Origin of the sequence: Streptomyces sp. Sge12 (genome assembly GCF_002080455.1) — a bacterium.
Lineage (GTDB): Bacteria > Actinomycetota > Actinomycetes > Streptomycetales > Streptomycetaceae > Streptomyces.
Genome location: NZ_CP020555.1, coordinates 6,339,661 through 6,353,558, shown reverse-complemented (window position 1 = coordinate 6,353,558; position 13,898 = coordinate 6,339,661). Strand labels below are relative to the sequence as shown.

General features: G+C 73.1%; 15 protein-coding genes and 2 tRNA genes. 8 read left to right on the top strand and 9 right to left on the bottom strand.

Features of this window, described 5'->3' with window-relative positions; genetic code table 11:
- Window positions 1-7 precede the first annotated feature (7 nt).
- A complete protein-coding gene (locus B6R96_RS28595) occupies window positions 8-427 on the top strand; it encodes a J-domain-containing protein (RefSeq protein ID WP_081524027.1) in 420 nt (139 codons plus the stop codon).
- Here the strand turns inward: B6R96_RS28595 and B6R96_RS28590 are convergent.
- The gene (locus B6R96_RS28590) at window positions 424-984 is read right to left on the bottom strand and encodes an HIT family protein (protein WP_030387176.1); all 561 of its coding nucleotides are present in this window, start codon (window positions 982-984) and stop codon (window positions 424-426) included. The two genes, B6R96_RS28595 and B6R96_RS28590, sit on opposite strands and share 4 nt — an antisense overlap.
- 81 nt (window positions 985-1,065) lie before the next feature.
- A complete protein-coding gene (thrS, locus tag B6R96_RS28585; RefSeq protein ID WP_081524026.1) occupies window positions 1,066-3,042 on the bottom strand; it encodes a threonine--tRNA ligase in 1,977 nt (658 codons plus the stop codon).
- 223 nt (window positions 3,043-3,265) lie between these two features.
- Here thrS and B6R96_RS28580 point away from each other — a divergent pair, with 223 nt between their 5' ends.
- Both B6R96_RS28580 and B6R96_RS28575 read left to right on the top strand, forming a co-directional pair.
- On the top strand, window positions 3,266-3,769 hold the full coding sequence (locus B6R96_RS28580) for a GNAT family N-acetyltransferase (RefSeq protein WP_081524025.1): 504 nt from the start codon (window positions 3,266-3,268) through the stop codon (window positions 3,767-3,769).
- Window positions 3,770-3,779: 10 nt separating this feature from the next.
- Complete coding sequence (locus B6R96_RS28575) at window positions 3,780-4,280, top strand: DUF4232 domain-containing protein (RefSeq protein ID WP_159396376.1); 501 nt, start codon at window positions 3,780-3,782, stop codon at window positions 4,278-4,280.
- Between the two features lie 3 nt (window positions 4,281-4,283).
- Here the strand turns inward: B6R96_RS28575 and B6R96_RS28570 are convergent, their stop codons facing one another.
- Together B6R96_RS28570 and B6R96_RS28565 are read right to left on the bottom strand one after the other, a co-directional pair.
- Window positions 4,284-5,489 (bottom strand): hypothetical protein, encoded by a 1,206-nt coding sequence (locus B6R96_RS28570; RefSeq protein WP_237291540.1) that lies wholly within the window; start codon window positions 5,487-5,489, stop codon window positions 4,284-4,286.
- A complete protein-coding gene (locus B6R96_RS28565; RefSeq protein ID WP_081524023.1) occupies window positions 5,489-6,067 on the bottom strand; it encodes a DUF4365 domain-containing protein in 579 nt (192 codons plus the stop codon). The genes B6R96_RS28570 and B6R96_RS28565 overlap by 1 nt, the downstream gene beginning before the upstream one ends.
- A 202-nt stretch (window positions 6,068-6,269) precedes the next feature.
- Between B6R96_RS28565 and B6R96_RS28560 the strand changes: the two genes are divergently transcribed.
- Window positions 6,270-6,995, top strand: a complete 726-nt coding sequence (locus B6R96_RS28560) for a 3'-5' exonuclease (protein ID WP_081525303.1) — start codon at window positions 6,270-6,272, stop codon at window positions 6,993-6,995.
- Between the two features lie 60 nt (window positions 6,996-7,055).
- On the opposite strand, the gene B6R96_RS28555 is transcribed toward B6R96_RS28560, so the two are convergent.
- Window positions 7,056-7,127, bottom strand: a tRNA-Val gene (locus tag B6R96_RS28555).
- Between the two features lie 151 nt (window positions 7,128-7,278).
- On the opposite strand from B6R96_RS28555, the gene B6R96_RS28550 reads away from it, so the two are divergent.
- Entirely contained in the window at window positions 7,279-9,609 is a 2,331-nt protein-coding gene (locus B6R96_RS28550; RefSeq protein WP_081524022.1) for an SCO7613 C-terminal domain-containing membrane protein, read from the top strand.
- Between the two features lie 86 nt (window positions 9,610-9,695).
- On the opposite strand, the gene B6R96_RS28545 is transcribed toward B6R96_RS28550, so the two are convergent.
- Together B6R96_RS28545 and B6R96_RS28540 are read right to left on the bottom strand one after the other, a co-directional pair.
- A tRNA-Val gene (locus tag B6R96_RS28545) sits at window positions 9,696-9,767 on the bottom strand.
- 46 nt (window positions 9,768-9,813) lie between these two features.
- A complete protein-coding gene (locus B6R96_RS28540; RefSeq protein ID WP_053702100.1) occupies window positions 9,814-10,296 on the bottom strand; it encodes a TIGR02611 family protein in 483 nt (160 codons plus the stop codon).
- A 177-nt stretch (window positions 10,297-10,473) separates the two neighbouring features.
- Here B6R96_RS28540 and B6R96_RS28535 point away from each other — a divergent pair, with 177 nt between their 5' ends.
- Both B6R96_RS28535 and B6R96_RS28530 read left to right on the top strand, forming a co-directional pair.
- Window positions 10,474-10,887, top strand: a complete 414-nt coding sequence (locus B6R96_RS28535) for an SsgA family sporulation/cell division regulator (RefSeq protein WP_030011909.1) — start codon at window positions 10,474-10,476, stop codon at window positions 10,885-10,887.
- Window positions 10,888-11,088: 201 nt separating this feature from the next.
- Window positions 11,089-11,709, top strand: coding sequence for a CGNR zinc finger domain-containing protein (locus tag B6R96_RS28530; RefSeq protein ID WP_030387167.1), 621 nt, complete (start codon window positions 11,089-11,091; stop codon window positions 11,707-11,709).
- Window positions 11,710-11,934: 225 nt separating this feature from the next.
- Here the strand turns inward: B6R96_RS28530 and B6R96_RS28525 are convergent, their stop codons facing one another.
- Complete coding sequence (locus B6R96_RS28525) at window positions 11,935-12,381, bottom strand: hypothetical protein (RefSeq protein WP_081524021.1); 447 nt, start codon at window positions 12,379-12,381, stop codon at window positions 11,935-11,937.
- A gap of 176 nt (window positions 12,382-12,557) precedes the next feature.
- Between B6R96_RS28525 and B6R96_RS28520 the strand changes: the two genes are divergently transcribed.
- Window positions 12,558-13,058 carry a DsbA family protein gene (locus B6R96_RS28520; protein ID WP_081524020.1) on the top strand — a complete coding sequence of 167 codons (501 nt, stop codon included), beginning with the start codon at window positions 12,558-12,560 and terminating at the stop codon, window positions 13,056-13,058.
- Between the two features lie 5 nt (window positions 13,059-13,063).
- Here the strand turns inward: B6R96_RS28520 and B6R96_RS28515 are convergent, their stop codons facing one another.
- Window positions 13,064-13,888, bottom strand: coding sequence for a GNAT family N-acetyltransferase (locus tag B6R96_RS28515; RefSeq protein WP_081524019.1), 825 nt, complete (start codon window positions 13,886-13,888; stop codon window positions 13,064-13,066).
- Window positions 13,889-13,898: the final 10 nt, after the last annotated feature.

The window sequence follows — 13,898 nt, the reverse complement described above, 5'->3', positions numbered from 1 at the left end:
AGGGACCATGACCGAACGCAAACCACCAGGTGTCAGCGTCGAGTCCTGGGTGGACCGGCAGATCCGGGAGGCCGCCGAGCGGGGCGAGTTCGAGAACCTGCCCGGCTGGGGAAAGCCGCTGGCCTCACTGGACGCGCCCTACGACGAGCTGTGGTGGATCCGGGGCAAGATGCACCGCGAGGGCTTCGCCGTCCTGCCACCGGCGCTCGCGCTGCGCAAGGAGGCCGAGGACACCGTGGAGAAGGTCCGGGCAGCCCGCTCCGAAGGTCGGGTACGGGCCCTCCTCACCGAGATCAACGAGAAGATCGGCGCGGCCCTGCGAATGCCCCCGCCGGGCCCGCCCCTGGGGCTGACCGAGTTCGACGTCGAGGCCGAGGTGGAGGCCTGGCGCCGGACCCGCCCGGAGGCGGCCGGCGACACGCCTTAGTCGACGGGCCAGGCGTCGGCGAGCATCTGGCGGGTGTCCGCGAGGAGTTGCGGCAGGACCTTGGTGTGGCCCACGACCGGCATGAAGTTCGTGTCGCCGCCCCAGCGGGGCACGATGTGCTGGTGCAGGTGCGCGGCGATGCCGGCGCCGGCGGCCGCGCCCTGGTTCATGCCGATGTTGAACCCGTGCGCCCCCGAGGCCTTGCGCAGCGCGACCATCGCCCGCTTGGTGAGGTCGGCGAGCTCGGCCGTCTCCGGACCGTCCAGCTCCGTGTAGTCGGCGACGTGCCGGTACGGGACGACCATCAGGTGGCCGCCGTTGTACGGGTAGAGGTTCAGCACGGCGTACACGTGCCGGCCCCGGGCCACGACCAGGCCGTCCTGGTCCGACATCTCCGGAATCCCGCAGAAGGGACAGCCGTCCCCGGCCTCCGGGCCGGTCGGCTTGTTCTCCCCCTGGATGTACGCCATCCGGTGGGGCGTCCACAGACGCTGGAACGCGTCCTGCGTGCCCACACCGATCTGCTGCTCCGGCTGAGTCGTCATGGCGGCAAGCATATGACCTTGGCTTCGCGTACGAGGAGGGCCCCCGGGAAGTGATCACTTCCCGGGGGCCCCCTACCCGCAGACCTGGACGGATCAGACCTGGACGCGGTCCGCGACGACCTTGGCCAGCTTGGCCAGCGCCTCGTCCTTGGCGATGCCGTTCTCCTGCGAACCGTCGCGGTAGCGGAAGGAGACGGTGCCCGCGGCCATGTCCTCGTCACCGACGATGATCATGAACGGCACCTTCAGCTTCTGGTGGTTGCGGATCTTCTTCTGCATGCGGTCGGAGGAGGCGTCCACCTCCACCCGCAGGCCCTGCTTCTTCGCCGCCGCGGCGAACTCCTGGAGGTACTCGACGTGCCCGTCGCCGATCGGGATGCCGACCGCCTGGACCGGGGCCAGCCACGGCGGCATGGCACCCGCGTAGTGCTCCAGCAGCACGGCGAAGAACCGCTCGATCGAGCCGAACAGCGCACGGTGGATCATGACCGGACGCTGGCGGGAACCATCGGGAGCGGTGTACTCCAGGTTGAAGCGCTCCGGCAGGTTGAAGTCGAGCTGCACGGTCGACATCTGCCAGGTGCGGCCGATGGCGTCCTTGCACTGCACCGAGATCTTCGGACCGTAGAAGGCGGCGCCACCCGGGTCCGGGACCAGCGGGAGACCCTGCTTCTCGGCGACCTGCGCGAGGACCGCGGTCGCCTCCTCCCAGGCCTCGTCCGACCCGACGAACTTCTCCGGGTCCTTGGTGGACAGCTCCAGGTAGAAGTCGGTCAGACCGTAGTCGCGCAGCAGGTTGAGCACGAAGGTGAGGGTCGTGTCGAGCTCCTCCGCCATCTGCTCGCGGGTGCAGTAGATGTGCGCGTCGTCCTGGGTGAAGCCGCGGGCGCGGGTCAGGCCGTGGACGACACCCGACTTCTCGTACCGGTACACGGTGCCGAACTCGAACAGGCGCAGCGGCAGTTCACGGTAGGAGCGGCCGCGCGCGTCGAAGATCAGGTTGTGCATCGGGCAGTTCATCGGCTTGAGGTAGTAGTCGGTACCGCCGTCGAGCTGCATGGGGGGGTACATGCCCTCCGCGTACCAGTCCAGGTGGCCGCTCTTCTCGAAGAGGGCGCCCTTGGTGGCGTGCGGGGAGTAGACGAACTCGTAGCCCTCCTCCTCGTGCCGCTTGCGCGAGTAGTCCTCCATCACCCGGCGGATGATGCCGCCGCGCGGGTGGAAGACGGCGAGGCCGGAGCCGATCTCGTCCGGGATGGAGAAGAGGTCGAGCTCGTTGCCGAGCTTGCGGTGGTCGCGCTTCTCGGCCTCGGCGAGGAAGTCGAGGTGGGCCTTCAGCTCCTCCTTCGACGGCCACGCGGTGCCGTAGATGCGCTGGAGCATCGGGTTCTTCTCGCTGCCGCGCCAGTAGGCGGCCGCGTTGCGCATGAGCTTGAACGCCGGGATGTTCCGGGTGGTGGGCAGGTGGGGACCGCGGCAGAGGTCCTTCCAGCACAGGTCGCCGGTCTTCGCGTCCAGGTTGTCGTAGATGGTCAGCTCGCCGCCGCCCACCTCGACGTTCGCGCCGTCGTCGGTCGACGCGGAGCCCTTGATGCCGATGAGCTCCAGCTTGTACGGCTCGTCGGCGAGCTCCGCACGGGCCGCCTCGTCGGTGACGACGCGGCGGGAGAAGCGCTGGCCGCGCTTCTGGATCTCCTGCATCTTCTTCTCGATGGCCTTCAGGTCCTCCGGGGTGAAGGGCCGGGCCACGTCGAAGTCGTAGTAGAAGCCGTTCTGGACCGGCGGGCCGATGCCGAGCTTCGCCTCGGGGAACAGCTCCTGCACGGCCTGCGCCATGACGTGCGCGGTCGAGTGGCGCAGGATGTTCAGGCCGTCCTCGGAGGAGATCTCCACCGGCTCGACGGTCTCGCCGTCCTTCACCTCGTACGCGAGGTCCTTGAGCTCGCCCGCGATGCGCGCGGCGACGATGGTGCGCTCGCCGGCGAAGAGCTCCGCCGCCGTAGTGCCCGTGGCCACCACGCGCTCGTCCCGCTCGGAATCGCGTTGGATGATCACACGGACGTCTGACACCGGTCTCTCCTGACTCAGGGGGTGCGCGGGCGAACGCCGCGCGCCTGAATCGTACCGAGCGGAGTGGCTGCGCCGCTAAACGGTTACCGGCGGCCCGCCCGACGGGACCCCCGGCCCCACCCCCGAGCCACCGCTCGGGCCGGTGGGCCGTGGGGTGGGGACGCCCCGGTGTGCGCCCACCCCACCCGCTGCCCGGCGGTGGACGCCGGTAGCGTGCCCCGTTATGGAGATACGCGCGCTGGACCTGGCCGACGATGCCACCGCGGCGGCCGTGCACCGGATCGGGCGGGCCGCGTACGCGGTGGAGGCGGAGCTGATCGGCTTCGACGGCATCCCCGCGCTGGGCGAGAGCCTCGCCGATATGAGAGCCCGGGACCTGAATTGGCTCGGCGCCGTCACCCACGACGGTGATCCGGCCGGTTTTCTTGCCTGGGGGGAGGAGGGGGACGGGGTCTGCATCGATCGGCTGTGCGTGGATCCCGGGCGGTTTCGGCAGGGCGTCGCTTCCCTCCTGTTGCGCCACGCGCTGACGGAGGTGTTCCCCGGGCGGCCCGTCGCGGTCACGACGGGAGCCGCCAACGCCCCCGCGGTCACGCTCTACGAGCGTCTCGGCTTCCGGCGCGGCCCGGACTTCTCCCCCGCCCCGGGACTGACCATGGCCTCCTTCGGCCGGGCCGTCGCACCCGCCCCGTGGGATGGTGGAAGGGGATCTTCCGACCTGGCATGAGGTGACACCCATGAGAGTGACCCGGAAGGCGGCCGCCCTGGGCGCCGCGACGGCCCTGCTGGCGGGCGGACTCCTCGCCGGCTCCCCCGCGGCCGCGGCGCCGGTCGCCGCGTGCACCGGGGACCAGTTCTCGGCCACCGGCGCGGACCGCACCGACTCCGGTCGGGTGCGCTTCACCGTGGTCAACGACGGGCCGACGTGCCGGCTGCAGGGTTTCCCGACGGTGGCTCTCTCGGGCCAGGGCTCCCCGGACCGCAACGCGCCGCTGCGCGTCGTCCCCCGGGGCGAGGCCCGGCCGGTGGTGCTGTCCCAGGGCGCGAGCGCCTCGACGGTCCTGACCTTCACCCCGGTCCTCGGCGAGGCGGACGGCTACTGCGCCTCCGGAGCCGAGCCGACCACCGCCCCCTCGCTCGTGGTCGGCATCGCCGGCATGGGATTCCAGGTGGCGCCTTCCGACGGCGGCCGGTTCGCCCTCTGCGGCAACACCGTCCGCGCCACCGCCTTCCGCTGACGCTCAGTCGTCGGACGGCAGGACGTCCTCCGGGTCGAAGGCCGCGTCCAGGGACTTCATGAGGCGGTCACGTTCGACCTCGTCCATCGGGACGGGCGTCACGTCCGCCGCGTCGGACAGCCGCCGGAAGCCGCCCCGCCGTTGCAGCCGGCCCGTGATCCGGACCGGAAGGCCCACCAGGTGGGCGTGGCCCGCGATGCGGTACGCCTCCTCGTCGAGCGCCGCCCGTACGTACGGGACCTCCGCCCCGGCCAGCACCCGTAGCCGGACCGTGCCCCCTCCCCCGGCGGCCTTGCGCCGCATCCGTACGACCGCCCCCGCGAGGCGGACCGGTACGGCCGGTTCGGCGCGGGTGTAGCGGGCCGCGGCCTCCCGCAGTACGGGCAGGTCGCCCGGGGAGAACTCCACCGGCTCGGGTCGGGCCGCGCAGCCTGCCGGGACTCCGGCCGCGGGTGCCCAGGCCAGCGCGATCCGGGCGCCCTCCGAGCCCCGGACCAGGGCGATGAGCGCCTCGGCGAGTTCCCGGCTGACCCCAGCGGCCACCGCAGCGTCGAAGGCCTCCATGCCGCCGGTGGCCCGCTGGTAGTCCACGGCCTCGCGGGCCGCGTGCAGGGCGTGGTGCAGCCGGGTCACGGGGCCCCGGCCGCCGTCCACGGGGACGTAGGCGCTCAGCCGGCGCCCGCCCGGGGAGGGTCCCACCAGCACCCGGTCCAGGGTGTGTTCGGCCTGCGCCTGGTGCCGGGCGCCGTAGTAGCCGGCCCGGGCCCGGTCGGCGAGGGCCGCGGCGAGCAGGAGGCGGCGGGCGGCCGAGCGGAGCTGTTCCTGTACGGGCCAGGCGGCCTCGCCCCGGAATCCGTGGGGGCCCTCCGGGATCTCCCGTTCCCAGTGGATCTCGTCGCTGGGCACGCTCAGTCCGAGGAGCACCTCGCGCGCCGAGGGCAGTCCGCCGTGCGCGAGGGCGGTGAGCGCCTCCTCGAGCAGGTCGGCGCAGTCGGGGAAGGTGCGGCTCTCGGGGACGAGCAGGCTGGTGCCCGAACGCCCCGGCGGGGTCCAGCGCCCGTACCTGCCGGTCGCTCCGCCGCGCCGCAGCCAGCCGTGCCGCTGCAGCAGCGCTCCCAGCACCTGGGGGTCGACCTGCGCGGGATCGGGACCGCCGGGGGTGTACTGCGGGGACGGGAGCGGTTCGAGGTGCGGTGAGTGCAGGTTCATCAGGGTGTCCCTCCCGACCCGACCCGGGTCATGATCTCGCACAGCGCACGGTCGTCGAAGATCCGCGTGGTGGGGATCCGTACGGTGGTGCGGCGCCGGCCGGTCACGGGGTGTCCGGCGAGATTGGTCCAGTAGCAGCAGTGCCTCAGGTCGAGCCGGTCGTGGCCGGCGGCGAGCCACTGGTCGCGCTCCCTCGGTACGAGCATCACGACGAGGATCTTGTGGACGGCGACGGGCGTCCGGGCCAGTTTCACCAGGTGCTCGTTGTCGAGGGTGAAACCGAAGCTGGGCCCGGCCGGCCGCGGCGGTATCTGGTAGGTCGCCTTGAGCTGCACCTTGATGGTGACCTCGTCGTCGACTACGTGTTCGGGCGCCCCGTGGGAGACGTGCCAGTCGATGCCGTTGTCGGGGAAGGGCTGGGAGAGCGAGCAGCCGGCGGCGGCCGCGACGGCGTGCAGGTATCCCACCTGGAGGGTCTCCATGCAGGCGGTGGTGGCGAGCGTGCCGCGCAGGGCTGCGGTCCGCGGACCTGTCCCCTCGTGCAGCACCCCGCCCGGTTCGGGCTGTGTGAGCGCCATGGCCGGCTCCCCATGCCTTACGGGCTCTGCCGTGAGCGGTGCTGGGTGACGACCGGTCATGTGTGCGGTCCCCCATGGAGGTTGTCTCCGCACCCGGGTGCCCGCAAACGGCGTACGGGGCAAACAGCCCGGGTATCACCGATGCGGCGGGGCTGGAGTGTTCAGGAAGCTCCATCCGCCGCTCGGGGACGAGGAGTTCGCCATGACACGCTGGTACGAGGGCCCGCTGGCCGCATTCGACACGGAGACCACCGGGGTGGACGTCGAGCAGGACCGGATCGTGTCCGCCGCGCTCGTCGTCCAGGAGTGTGCGGGCGGCCGGGTCCGCACCACGCGCTGGCTGGTCAATCCCGGGGTTCCGGTGCCCCCGGGGGCCACGGAAGTGCACGGGCTGACCGACGAGCACCTGCAGCGTCACGGGCGCTGGCCGGCGCCGGTGGTGGAGGAGATAGCCCGCTCGCTCGGGGAGCAGCAGGTGGCGGGCCGGCCGGTGGTGGTGATGAACGCGCCGTTCGATCTGACGCTGCTGGACCGGGAGTTGCGCCGGCACCGGGCGTCGTCACTGTCGCGCTATCTGGACAACCGGCCGCTGACGGTGCTGGATCCGCGGGTGCTGGACAAGCACCTGGACCGGTACCGCAAGGGCCGCCGGACGCTGACGGACCTGTGCGCGCACTACGGGATCGAGCTGGAGGGCGCGCACGACGCGGCGGCGGACGCGATGGCCTCGCTGGAGCTGGTGCGGGCGGTGGGGCGGCGGTTCGCGGCCCGGCTGGAGCGGCTGACGCCGGCCGAGCTGCACACGCTGCAGGCCGTGTGGCACGCGGCGCAGGCGCGCGGACTCCAGGCGTGGTTCGCCCGCCAGGGCACTCCGGAAGCGGTGGATCCGCACTGGCCGCTGCGGCCGGACCTGTCGACGGCCGCGTAGCCGGCAGGGGCCCGAACATGCGGAAGGCCGGTCCGTCTGTGACGGACCGGCCTGTCCCGGTGGGCGATACTGGGATCGAACCAGTGACCCCTTCGGTGTGAACGAAGTGCTCTCCCGCTGAGCTAATCGCCCGGGAACGCACTGAACAATACAGAAGGCTCGGGGCTGGTTCAAACCGCTTCCCCCGAGCCGCCCCGCCGGACGCACCTCACGTACCTACTCAGGTCGCATCTGAGTACGCACACCCATGTCCTGACTGCGTGACCGCCGCCACACTCCGCATATGAACACCCCCTTGCCGCCCGCCGAAGAGCTGGCGCTCATCGACCGCGAGCTGGCTCAACTCGATGCCCGGCGGCTGTATTTGCTGAGCCGCCGGGACTGGCTGCTGCGCCTCCTGCACCAGCCCGGCAGCGCGCCTGCCCCGGTCCGCTGGGGTCCTGCCGCCCCCACCGGGTCCGCGAAGGAGGCCTCCGCCCCGAGCGCGCAGAACGTGCTGCTGACCCTGGGGGCGGTCCTGCTGGCCGTCGCCGCGCTCGCCTTCACGCTGGTGAGCTGGGGGTCCATGGGGATCGCCGGCCGCTCGGCGGTGCTGGCCGCGGTGACGGCTGCGGCGCTGGGCGCACCCGTCCTGCTGCTGCGCCGCGGGCTGCGCTCGACGGCGGAGTCGGTCGCCGCGGTGGGGCTGCTGCTGACGGTGCTCGATGCGTACGCGCTCTACGCGGTCGGTATGCCGGACCTCGACGGCACGGGGTACGCGGCGGGGGCCGCCGCGGTGCTGGCGGCGGTGTGGGCCGGGTACGGCTCGGGCCTGCGGAAGCTGCGGATCCCGCTGCCGGCGGCGGTGCTGGCGGCGCAGTTCCCGCTGCCGCTGGCGGCGCTGGCCGTGCAGCCGGGCCCGTTGCAGCTCGGCTGGGCGCTGCTGGCGACAGCCGTGCTGGACGCGGCGCTCGCCCTGCGGGTCAGGTGGGCGGCGGCCGTGGCGGCCGTGGCGGCCTCCGGTGCGCTGCTGATCGGGGTGGCCCAGTCGTGGTCGGCGGGGTCCGCGGCGGCGGGCGTGGCCCCGGCGGCGCTGCTGCTGGCGGGCGCGGCGCTCGGCGTGGCCGCCGCCTGGCGGGAGCCGCGCGCCTCGGCGGCGGCGCTGGTGGGCGCCCTGGCCGCGGTGGCGGGCCTGGGCGGCGTGGTCCGGCCGGGTCTGGACCCGGCCTGGGCGGCGCTGGTGCACCTGCTGCTGGCGCTGCCGCTGCTGGCGGCAGTACGGGGCTCCGCGCTCCCGGCGGCGGTCCGGCGCGGGCTGGCCCGGGCGGGCGCGGCGGTCGTGGCCCTGGTGGCGGTGGCGGCGGCGTCCGCGGTGGTTCCGACGCTGGTGGCGCGGTTGCGGGTGCTGGGCGAGGTGTGGGCGGCGACGACCCCGGGCCGGGACCCGTACGGGCCGGGGGCGGCCGTTCCGCTCGCCCTGCTGATCTCGGCGGGGGCGGCCTGGTGGCTGTCGCGGGCGCTGTCGCGGCCGGAGCCGGCGGTGGTGGCGGTGGTCCTGGGCTGGGCGGGGCTGTTCTCGGCCGCGGCGCTGTCCGGCCTTCCGGTGGCGGCGGTGTTCGCGGCGCAGCTCGCGGTGACGGGCGCGGCGGGTGTCCTCGCCCTGCGCTCCCCGGCGCGCGGGATCCGGATCGCGGCCGGTGTGTGTGCGCTGGCCGGCGCCGCGAACGTGTCCCTGGGCGCGCTGGACGGCCGGACGGCGACCTTCGCGGTGTGGGGCCTGCTGGGCGCGGGCTGCGCGGCTGGAGCGGCGTACGGGCCCGCTCCGAGGCCGGTGCGCTCCGCGGCGGCCGTGGGCGCGGTCGGGTATGCCACGGGTGTCCTGGTGGCGGTGGGCGCCGTGTCGGACCTGGCGGTGGTCTGGTGGGCGCTGCCGGTGCTGGCGGTCCCGGCGCTGGCGGCGGCGCTCGGGCCGCGGCTGGGCGGGGTCCGGCTGCCCGTCGAGATCGCGGCGGCCGTGGCGGGCCTGCTGGCGCTGGGCCTGTCGGCCGGGCGGGCGGGCACGCTGGCGCTGGTCCTGGCGCTGGCCGGGGTGGTCTGCGCGGGCGCCGCGGTGCGGCCGGACCGTCGGGTGCTGGGCTGGGCGGCGGGGGCGCTGTTCGCGGCGGCGACCTGGGTCCGGCTGGCCGAGGCGGGGGTGACCGCGCCGGAGGCGTACACGCTGCCGGTGACGGTGCCGGCGCTGGTGGTGGGGCTGCTGCGGCGGCGCCGGGACCCGCAGGCCTCGTCCTGGGCGGCGTACGGCCCGGGTCTGGCGGCGACCTTGCTGCCGAGCCTGCTGGCGGCCTGGGGCGACCCGGGCTGGCTGCGTCCGCTGCTGCTGGGGGCGGCCGCGCTGGCGGTGACCCTGGCGGGCGCGCAGCGGCGGCTGCAGGCTCCGCTGCTGCTGGGCGGAGCGGTGCTGGCAGCGGTGGCGCTGCACGAGCTGGCCCCGTACGTGGTGCAGGTCGCGGGCGCCCTTCCGCGCTGGGTGCCGCCGGCCCTGGCGGGCCTGCTGCTGCTGGCGGTGGGGGCGACGTACGAGCGGCGCCTGCGCGACGCCCGCCGGCTGCGGGCCGCGATCGGCCGGCTGCGGTAGGCGGACGGCCGAGGGCCCCGGAGCGTCCGGGGCCCGGGAATGCCGAAGGCCCGGAGACGGTGAAGTCTCCGGGCCTCAGGTCCGGGTGGGCGATACTGGGTTCGAACCAGTGACCCCTTCGGTGTGAACGAAGTGCTCTCCCACTGAGCTAATCGCCCGGACGCACCGCAAACATTACCGCATGTCAGCGGTGCTCCCCGACCATCACTGGTCCTTGAGGTTCCAGGGCATCACGAGCCCGTACTTCCACAGGTAGAAGCCGATCAGCGCGCCCGCGATGACGAGGCCCACGCTGGTCAGGATGATGTTGCGGCGGCGGACCTTCGGGTCGAGCGCCTTCTGTGCGGCTTCGGTGACTTTCCGCTTCGTCCAGCGCAGCACGAGGTGGGCCCAGGCGAACTCGGTGGCCCAGATCGCCAGGCCCGCGAAGATCGCGACCCAGCCGGGGCCGGGCAGCACGAGCATGGCGACACCGGCGGCGATCACGGCGAGGCCGACGATGAAGACACCGACCTGCCAGCTCAGGTGCAGGCTCTTGTTGGACTTGATGAAGGCCGGGGCCTTCGATACGTGCGGCGTCTGCGCTTCGCCTTCCGCGGCGGCCTCCGCGGCCGGGGCCGTGGTGGGTTCCGGCGTGGACTCGTCAGCGGCGGACCCGTGGGCCCCGCGGTCACTCCCCGTATTCATGAGACCGAATCTACCCGAGCCGGATGCACACGTGAATGCAGGTTTGGATCCGCCGTCCGAGGGACCCAGAGGTCCGCAAAACGGTCAGAGGGGTTTACAACGGCACCGTAGGTGGCATGTCGATTTCGCCGACGTGCGAATCCCCGAGCGCACACTGAGCGAAAGGCCCTGGCGCTTATGAACACCACGGTCAGCTGCGAGCTGCACCTGCGCCTCGTTGTGTCGAGCGAGTCCTCACTGCCTGTTCCCGCGGGCCTGCGGTATGACACGGCCGACCCCTACGCCGTGCACGCCACCTTCCACACCGGCGCCGAGGAGACGGTCGAATGGGTATTCGCCCGCGACCTCCTCGCGGAGGGCCTCCACCGGCCCACCGGTACCGGCGACGTCCGCGTCTGGCCGTCCCGCAGCCACGGTCAGGGCGTCGTCTGCATCGCCCTGAGCTCACCGGAGGGAGAAGCACTGCTCGAAGCACCAGCCCGAGCACTCGAGTCGTTCCTCAAGCGGACGGACGCCGCGGTCCCGCCCGGGACCGAGCACCGGCACTTCGACCTCGACAAGGAGCTCTCCCACATCCTGGCCGAAAGCTGAGCCAGGCCTACAGCCGCTCGACACCGTCCGACTCGGGGCGACGGTGCGGGTCGGCCGACAACCACATACGCAGTGCCGGCGCTGTTCCCGCGGAAGCCACCCGTGAGGACGGCGCCGGTGTGCTTCGGCGGGACCCGCTATTGTCGGGCGGCAGTGGCGGCGCCTCCCGTCGCCGCAGGCCCGGCCCCTGAGGGAGACCCCGTGCAGATCCCCCACGACACCCGTCGCGCGCTCGACGTCGTCGTCGCGCTGGTGAACACCGCGGCCGAGACGGACCAGCCCGACGGGCTCTCGGACATCGGCGCCCTGCGCGGATTCGTCCAGGAATACTCGATCAGCGACGTGGGCGAGCTCAGCGCCCGCGACCTGGCCGGGGTGCGGACCGTGCGCGGAAAGTTCGCCCAGGTCTTCGCCTCCCCGAACCCGCGTGCGGCCTCCATACTGATCAACGAGCTCGTGGCCACGGCCGGCACCACTCCGCAGCTGACCGACCACGACGGCTACGACTGGCACGTGCACTACTTCGCGCCGGGCGCGTCGGTGGGCGACCACCTGGCGGCCGACGGCGGCATGGCCCTGGCCTTCATCGTGGTCTCCGGCGAGCAGGAACGGCTGCGCCGCTGCGAGGCGCCGGACTGCCGGCGGGCCTTCGTGGACCTGTCCCGCAACCGCTCCCGGCGCTACTGCGACAGCCGGACCTGCGGGAACCGGCTGCACGTGGCGGCCTACCGGGCCCGGCGCAAGGAGGCCGACGCGGAGGCGTCAGAGCATGAAGAGATCATGCACGGCGGCGAGCAGCAGCAGGATGCCGATCACCGCTAGGAAGATCATCAGGGGCGGTTGGGAAAGCGCGAAGAGACAGCCTCGCGGCTCCTCCACTACGGGGGCGGGTACCGGCGGCTCACCGTGCGATGTCTCGAACATGTCGGGCCGATGATGGCGCAGGGCACCGCGGACCGGCCCTCAACACGCCAACGTCCGCGCGGTAGTTCGCCCGATCTTGTGGTCGAGTGGCGTTCCGCGGGTCGCGCCGGGCCGGATTCCGGTTCAGATCCCGTGCTTCTTGAGGATGGCCTCGATGTCGGAGAAGTCGTCGGCGGGGGCGGCGGCGGACTGCGGCCGTGAACCGGTTCCGGCGGCGCCCAGGGACGGCGCGGAGGCGGCCGGGGCGACGGCCTCGGTGGCCGGCTTCCCCTTGACCTTCTTCGGGGGCTTCCCGGACTCCCCGGAGGCGGCGAGGCCGCGGCGCTCGACGGCGCGGGTGGTCATGAAGAGCAGCCAGGACAGCCCGAGCAGCCCGAAGCCGATCCACACGGCCGGATCGAAGACCATCCCGGACACCCACTCCACGAAGCCCGTCATCACCAGGGCGACCGGTACCAGTGCGTACGCGGCGATCCGCGTGGCGGCCAGGAAGCGCTTGCGGTAGGCGGTCACCGCGGCGAGGCCCAGGCCCGCCGCTGACACCGCTGAGCAGATGGTCTCGGCAAGCATGCGGTCCTCCGGACTCTCGGCGGGTCGGCGATCTGTCCCTGTCCATCCTGCACCGACCGCCGCCGCGGCGGCCAGGTCCGCAGTAGCCCGCGGACCGATCTCCGGGACATCTCCGGGTCGCTCCTCCTCCCTGGGTCCCGGTCGGTGGGGCGGGCAGGGGCTGGGAGACTGTCCGTATGACCGATTCCGTGATCCTCGACGTCTGGTGCGAACTGCAGTGCCCGGACTGCCACCGCGCCCTGGACGACGTACGCGCCCTGCGGGCCCGCTACGGCGACCGGCTGGACATCCGGCTGCGCCACTTCCCGCTGGAGAAGCACAAGCACGCCTTCGCCGCGGCCCAGGCCGCCGAGGAGGCCGTGGAGCAGGGGCAGGGCTGGCCCTACGCGGAGGCCGTGCTGGCGCGCACCGCCGAGCTGGCCGAGCGCGGCGAGCCGGTCCTGCTGGACGTGGCGCGGGAACTGGGACTGGACGTCGAGGAGTTCGACACGGCCCTGATCGACGGGCGGCACATCCTGATCGTCGACGCCGACCAGGCCGAGGGCAAGGCCATCGGCGTGACCGGCACCCCGACGTACGTGATCGACGGGCAGCGGCTCGACGGCGGCAAGAGCCAGGACGGACTGCGCGCCCGCATCGAGGAGATCGCCGACCGCCTGCTGGCGCCCACCGCCTAGAGGGCCTAGATCAGGTCCTTGGCGAAGTTGATGTCCGTGGGGCGGTAGCCGAGGGACTGGTACAGCCGCAGGGCCGGGGTGTTGTCGGTGAAGACGTGGAGTGCCAGCAGGCGGTGCCCCTCGGCGAGGGCCACGCGCTCGGCGAGCAGCATCAGGTCGCGGCCGTGCCCGCGGCCCCGGTGCTCGGCCCGTACCTCGATGTCGAAGATGTACGAGCCCTCCCCGTGCGGCGCCAGCCACACGTGGCCGACGGGCACGCCGGCCGCCTCCAGGACGACGAAGGTGGTGTCCGGGGTCGCCAGGCCCCGGGGCAGCCGGCTCTCGTGGTCGGCCACCGACTTCGCGCGGGCGGCCTCGGCGGACATGCCGCGGCTGTGCCAGTTCTCGGCGTAGCCCTCGACTGCCGCCGCGTACCAGATCCCGTACTCGGCCTCCGTCATGGGGCGGCCGAGGACCCCTTCGGAGAGGGCGGGCGGCTCGGCCGGCAGGTCCTTGGCCATGTGGCGGCTGTACTCGGTGTAGCCGAGGGCCTCCGCCATGCACAGGCCGCCCTGCGACTGGGCCGGCACCGATACGCGGACCCGGCGGCAGCCCCAGCCGCGCAGCACCTCCTCGGCGGCGAGCGCGGCCACGGTGGCCCGGCCCCGCCGCCGGTCCCCCTCCTCGACCGCCAGGTCGCGGATCTCCCCGACCGTCGGCCCGAAGGGGGTGTCGGACGCGATCAGCAGGGCGCCGACCGGCCTGCTGTTGACCCGGATCTCGTACGGGCGCGACCGCGCCCCGTCCGCCGTGTGCTGGAGCGGCCCGGACGGCCGCAGGGTGGTGGTCATCCCCTGAGTT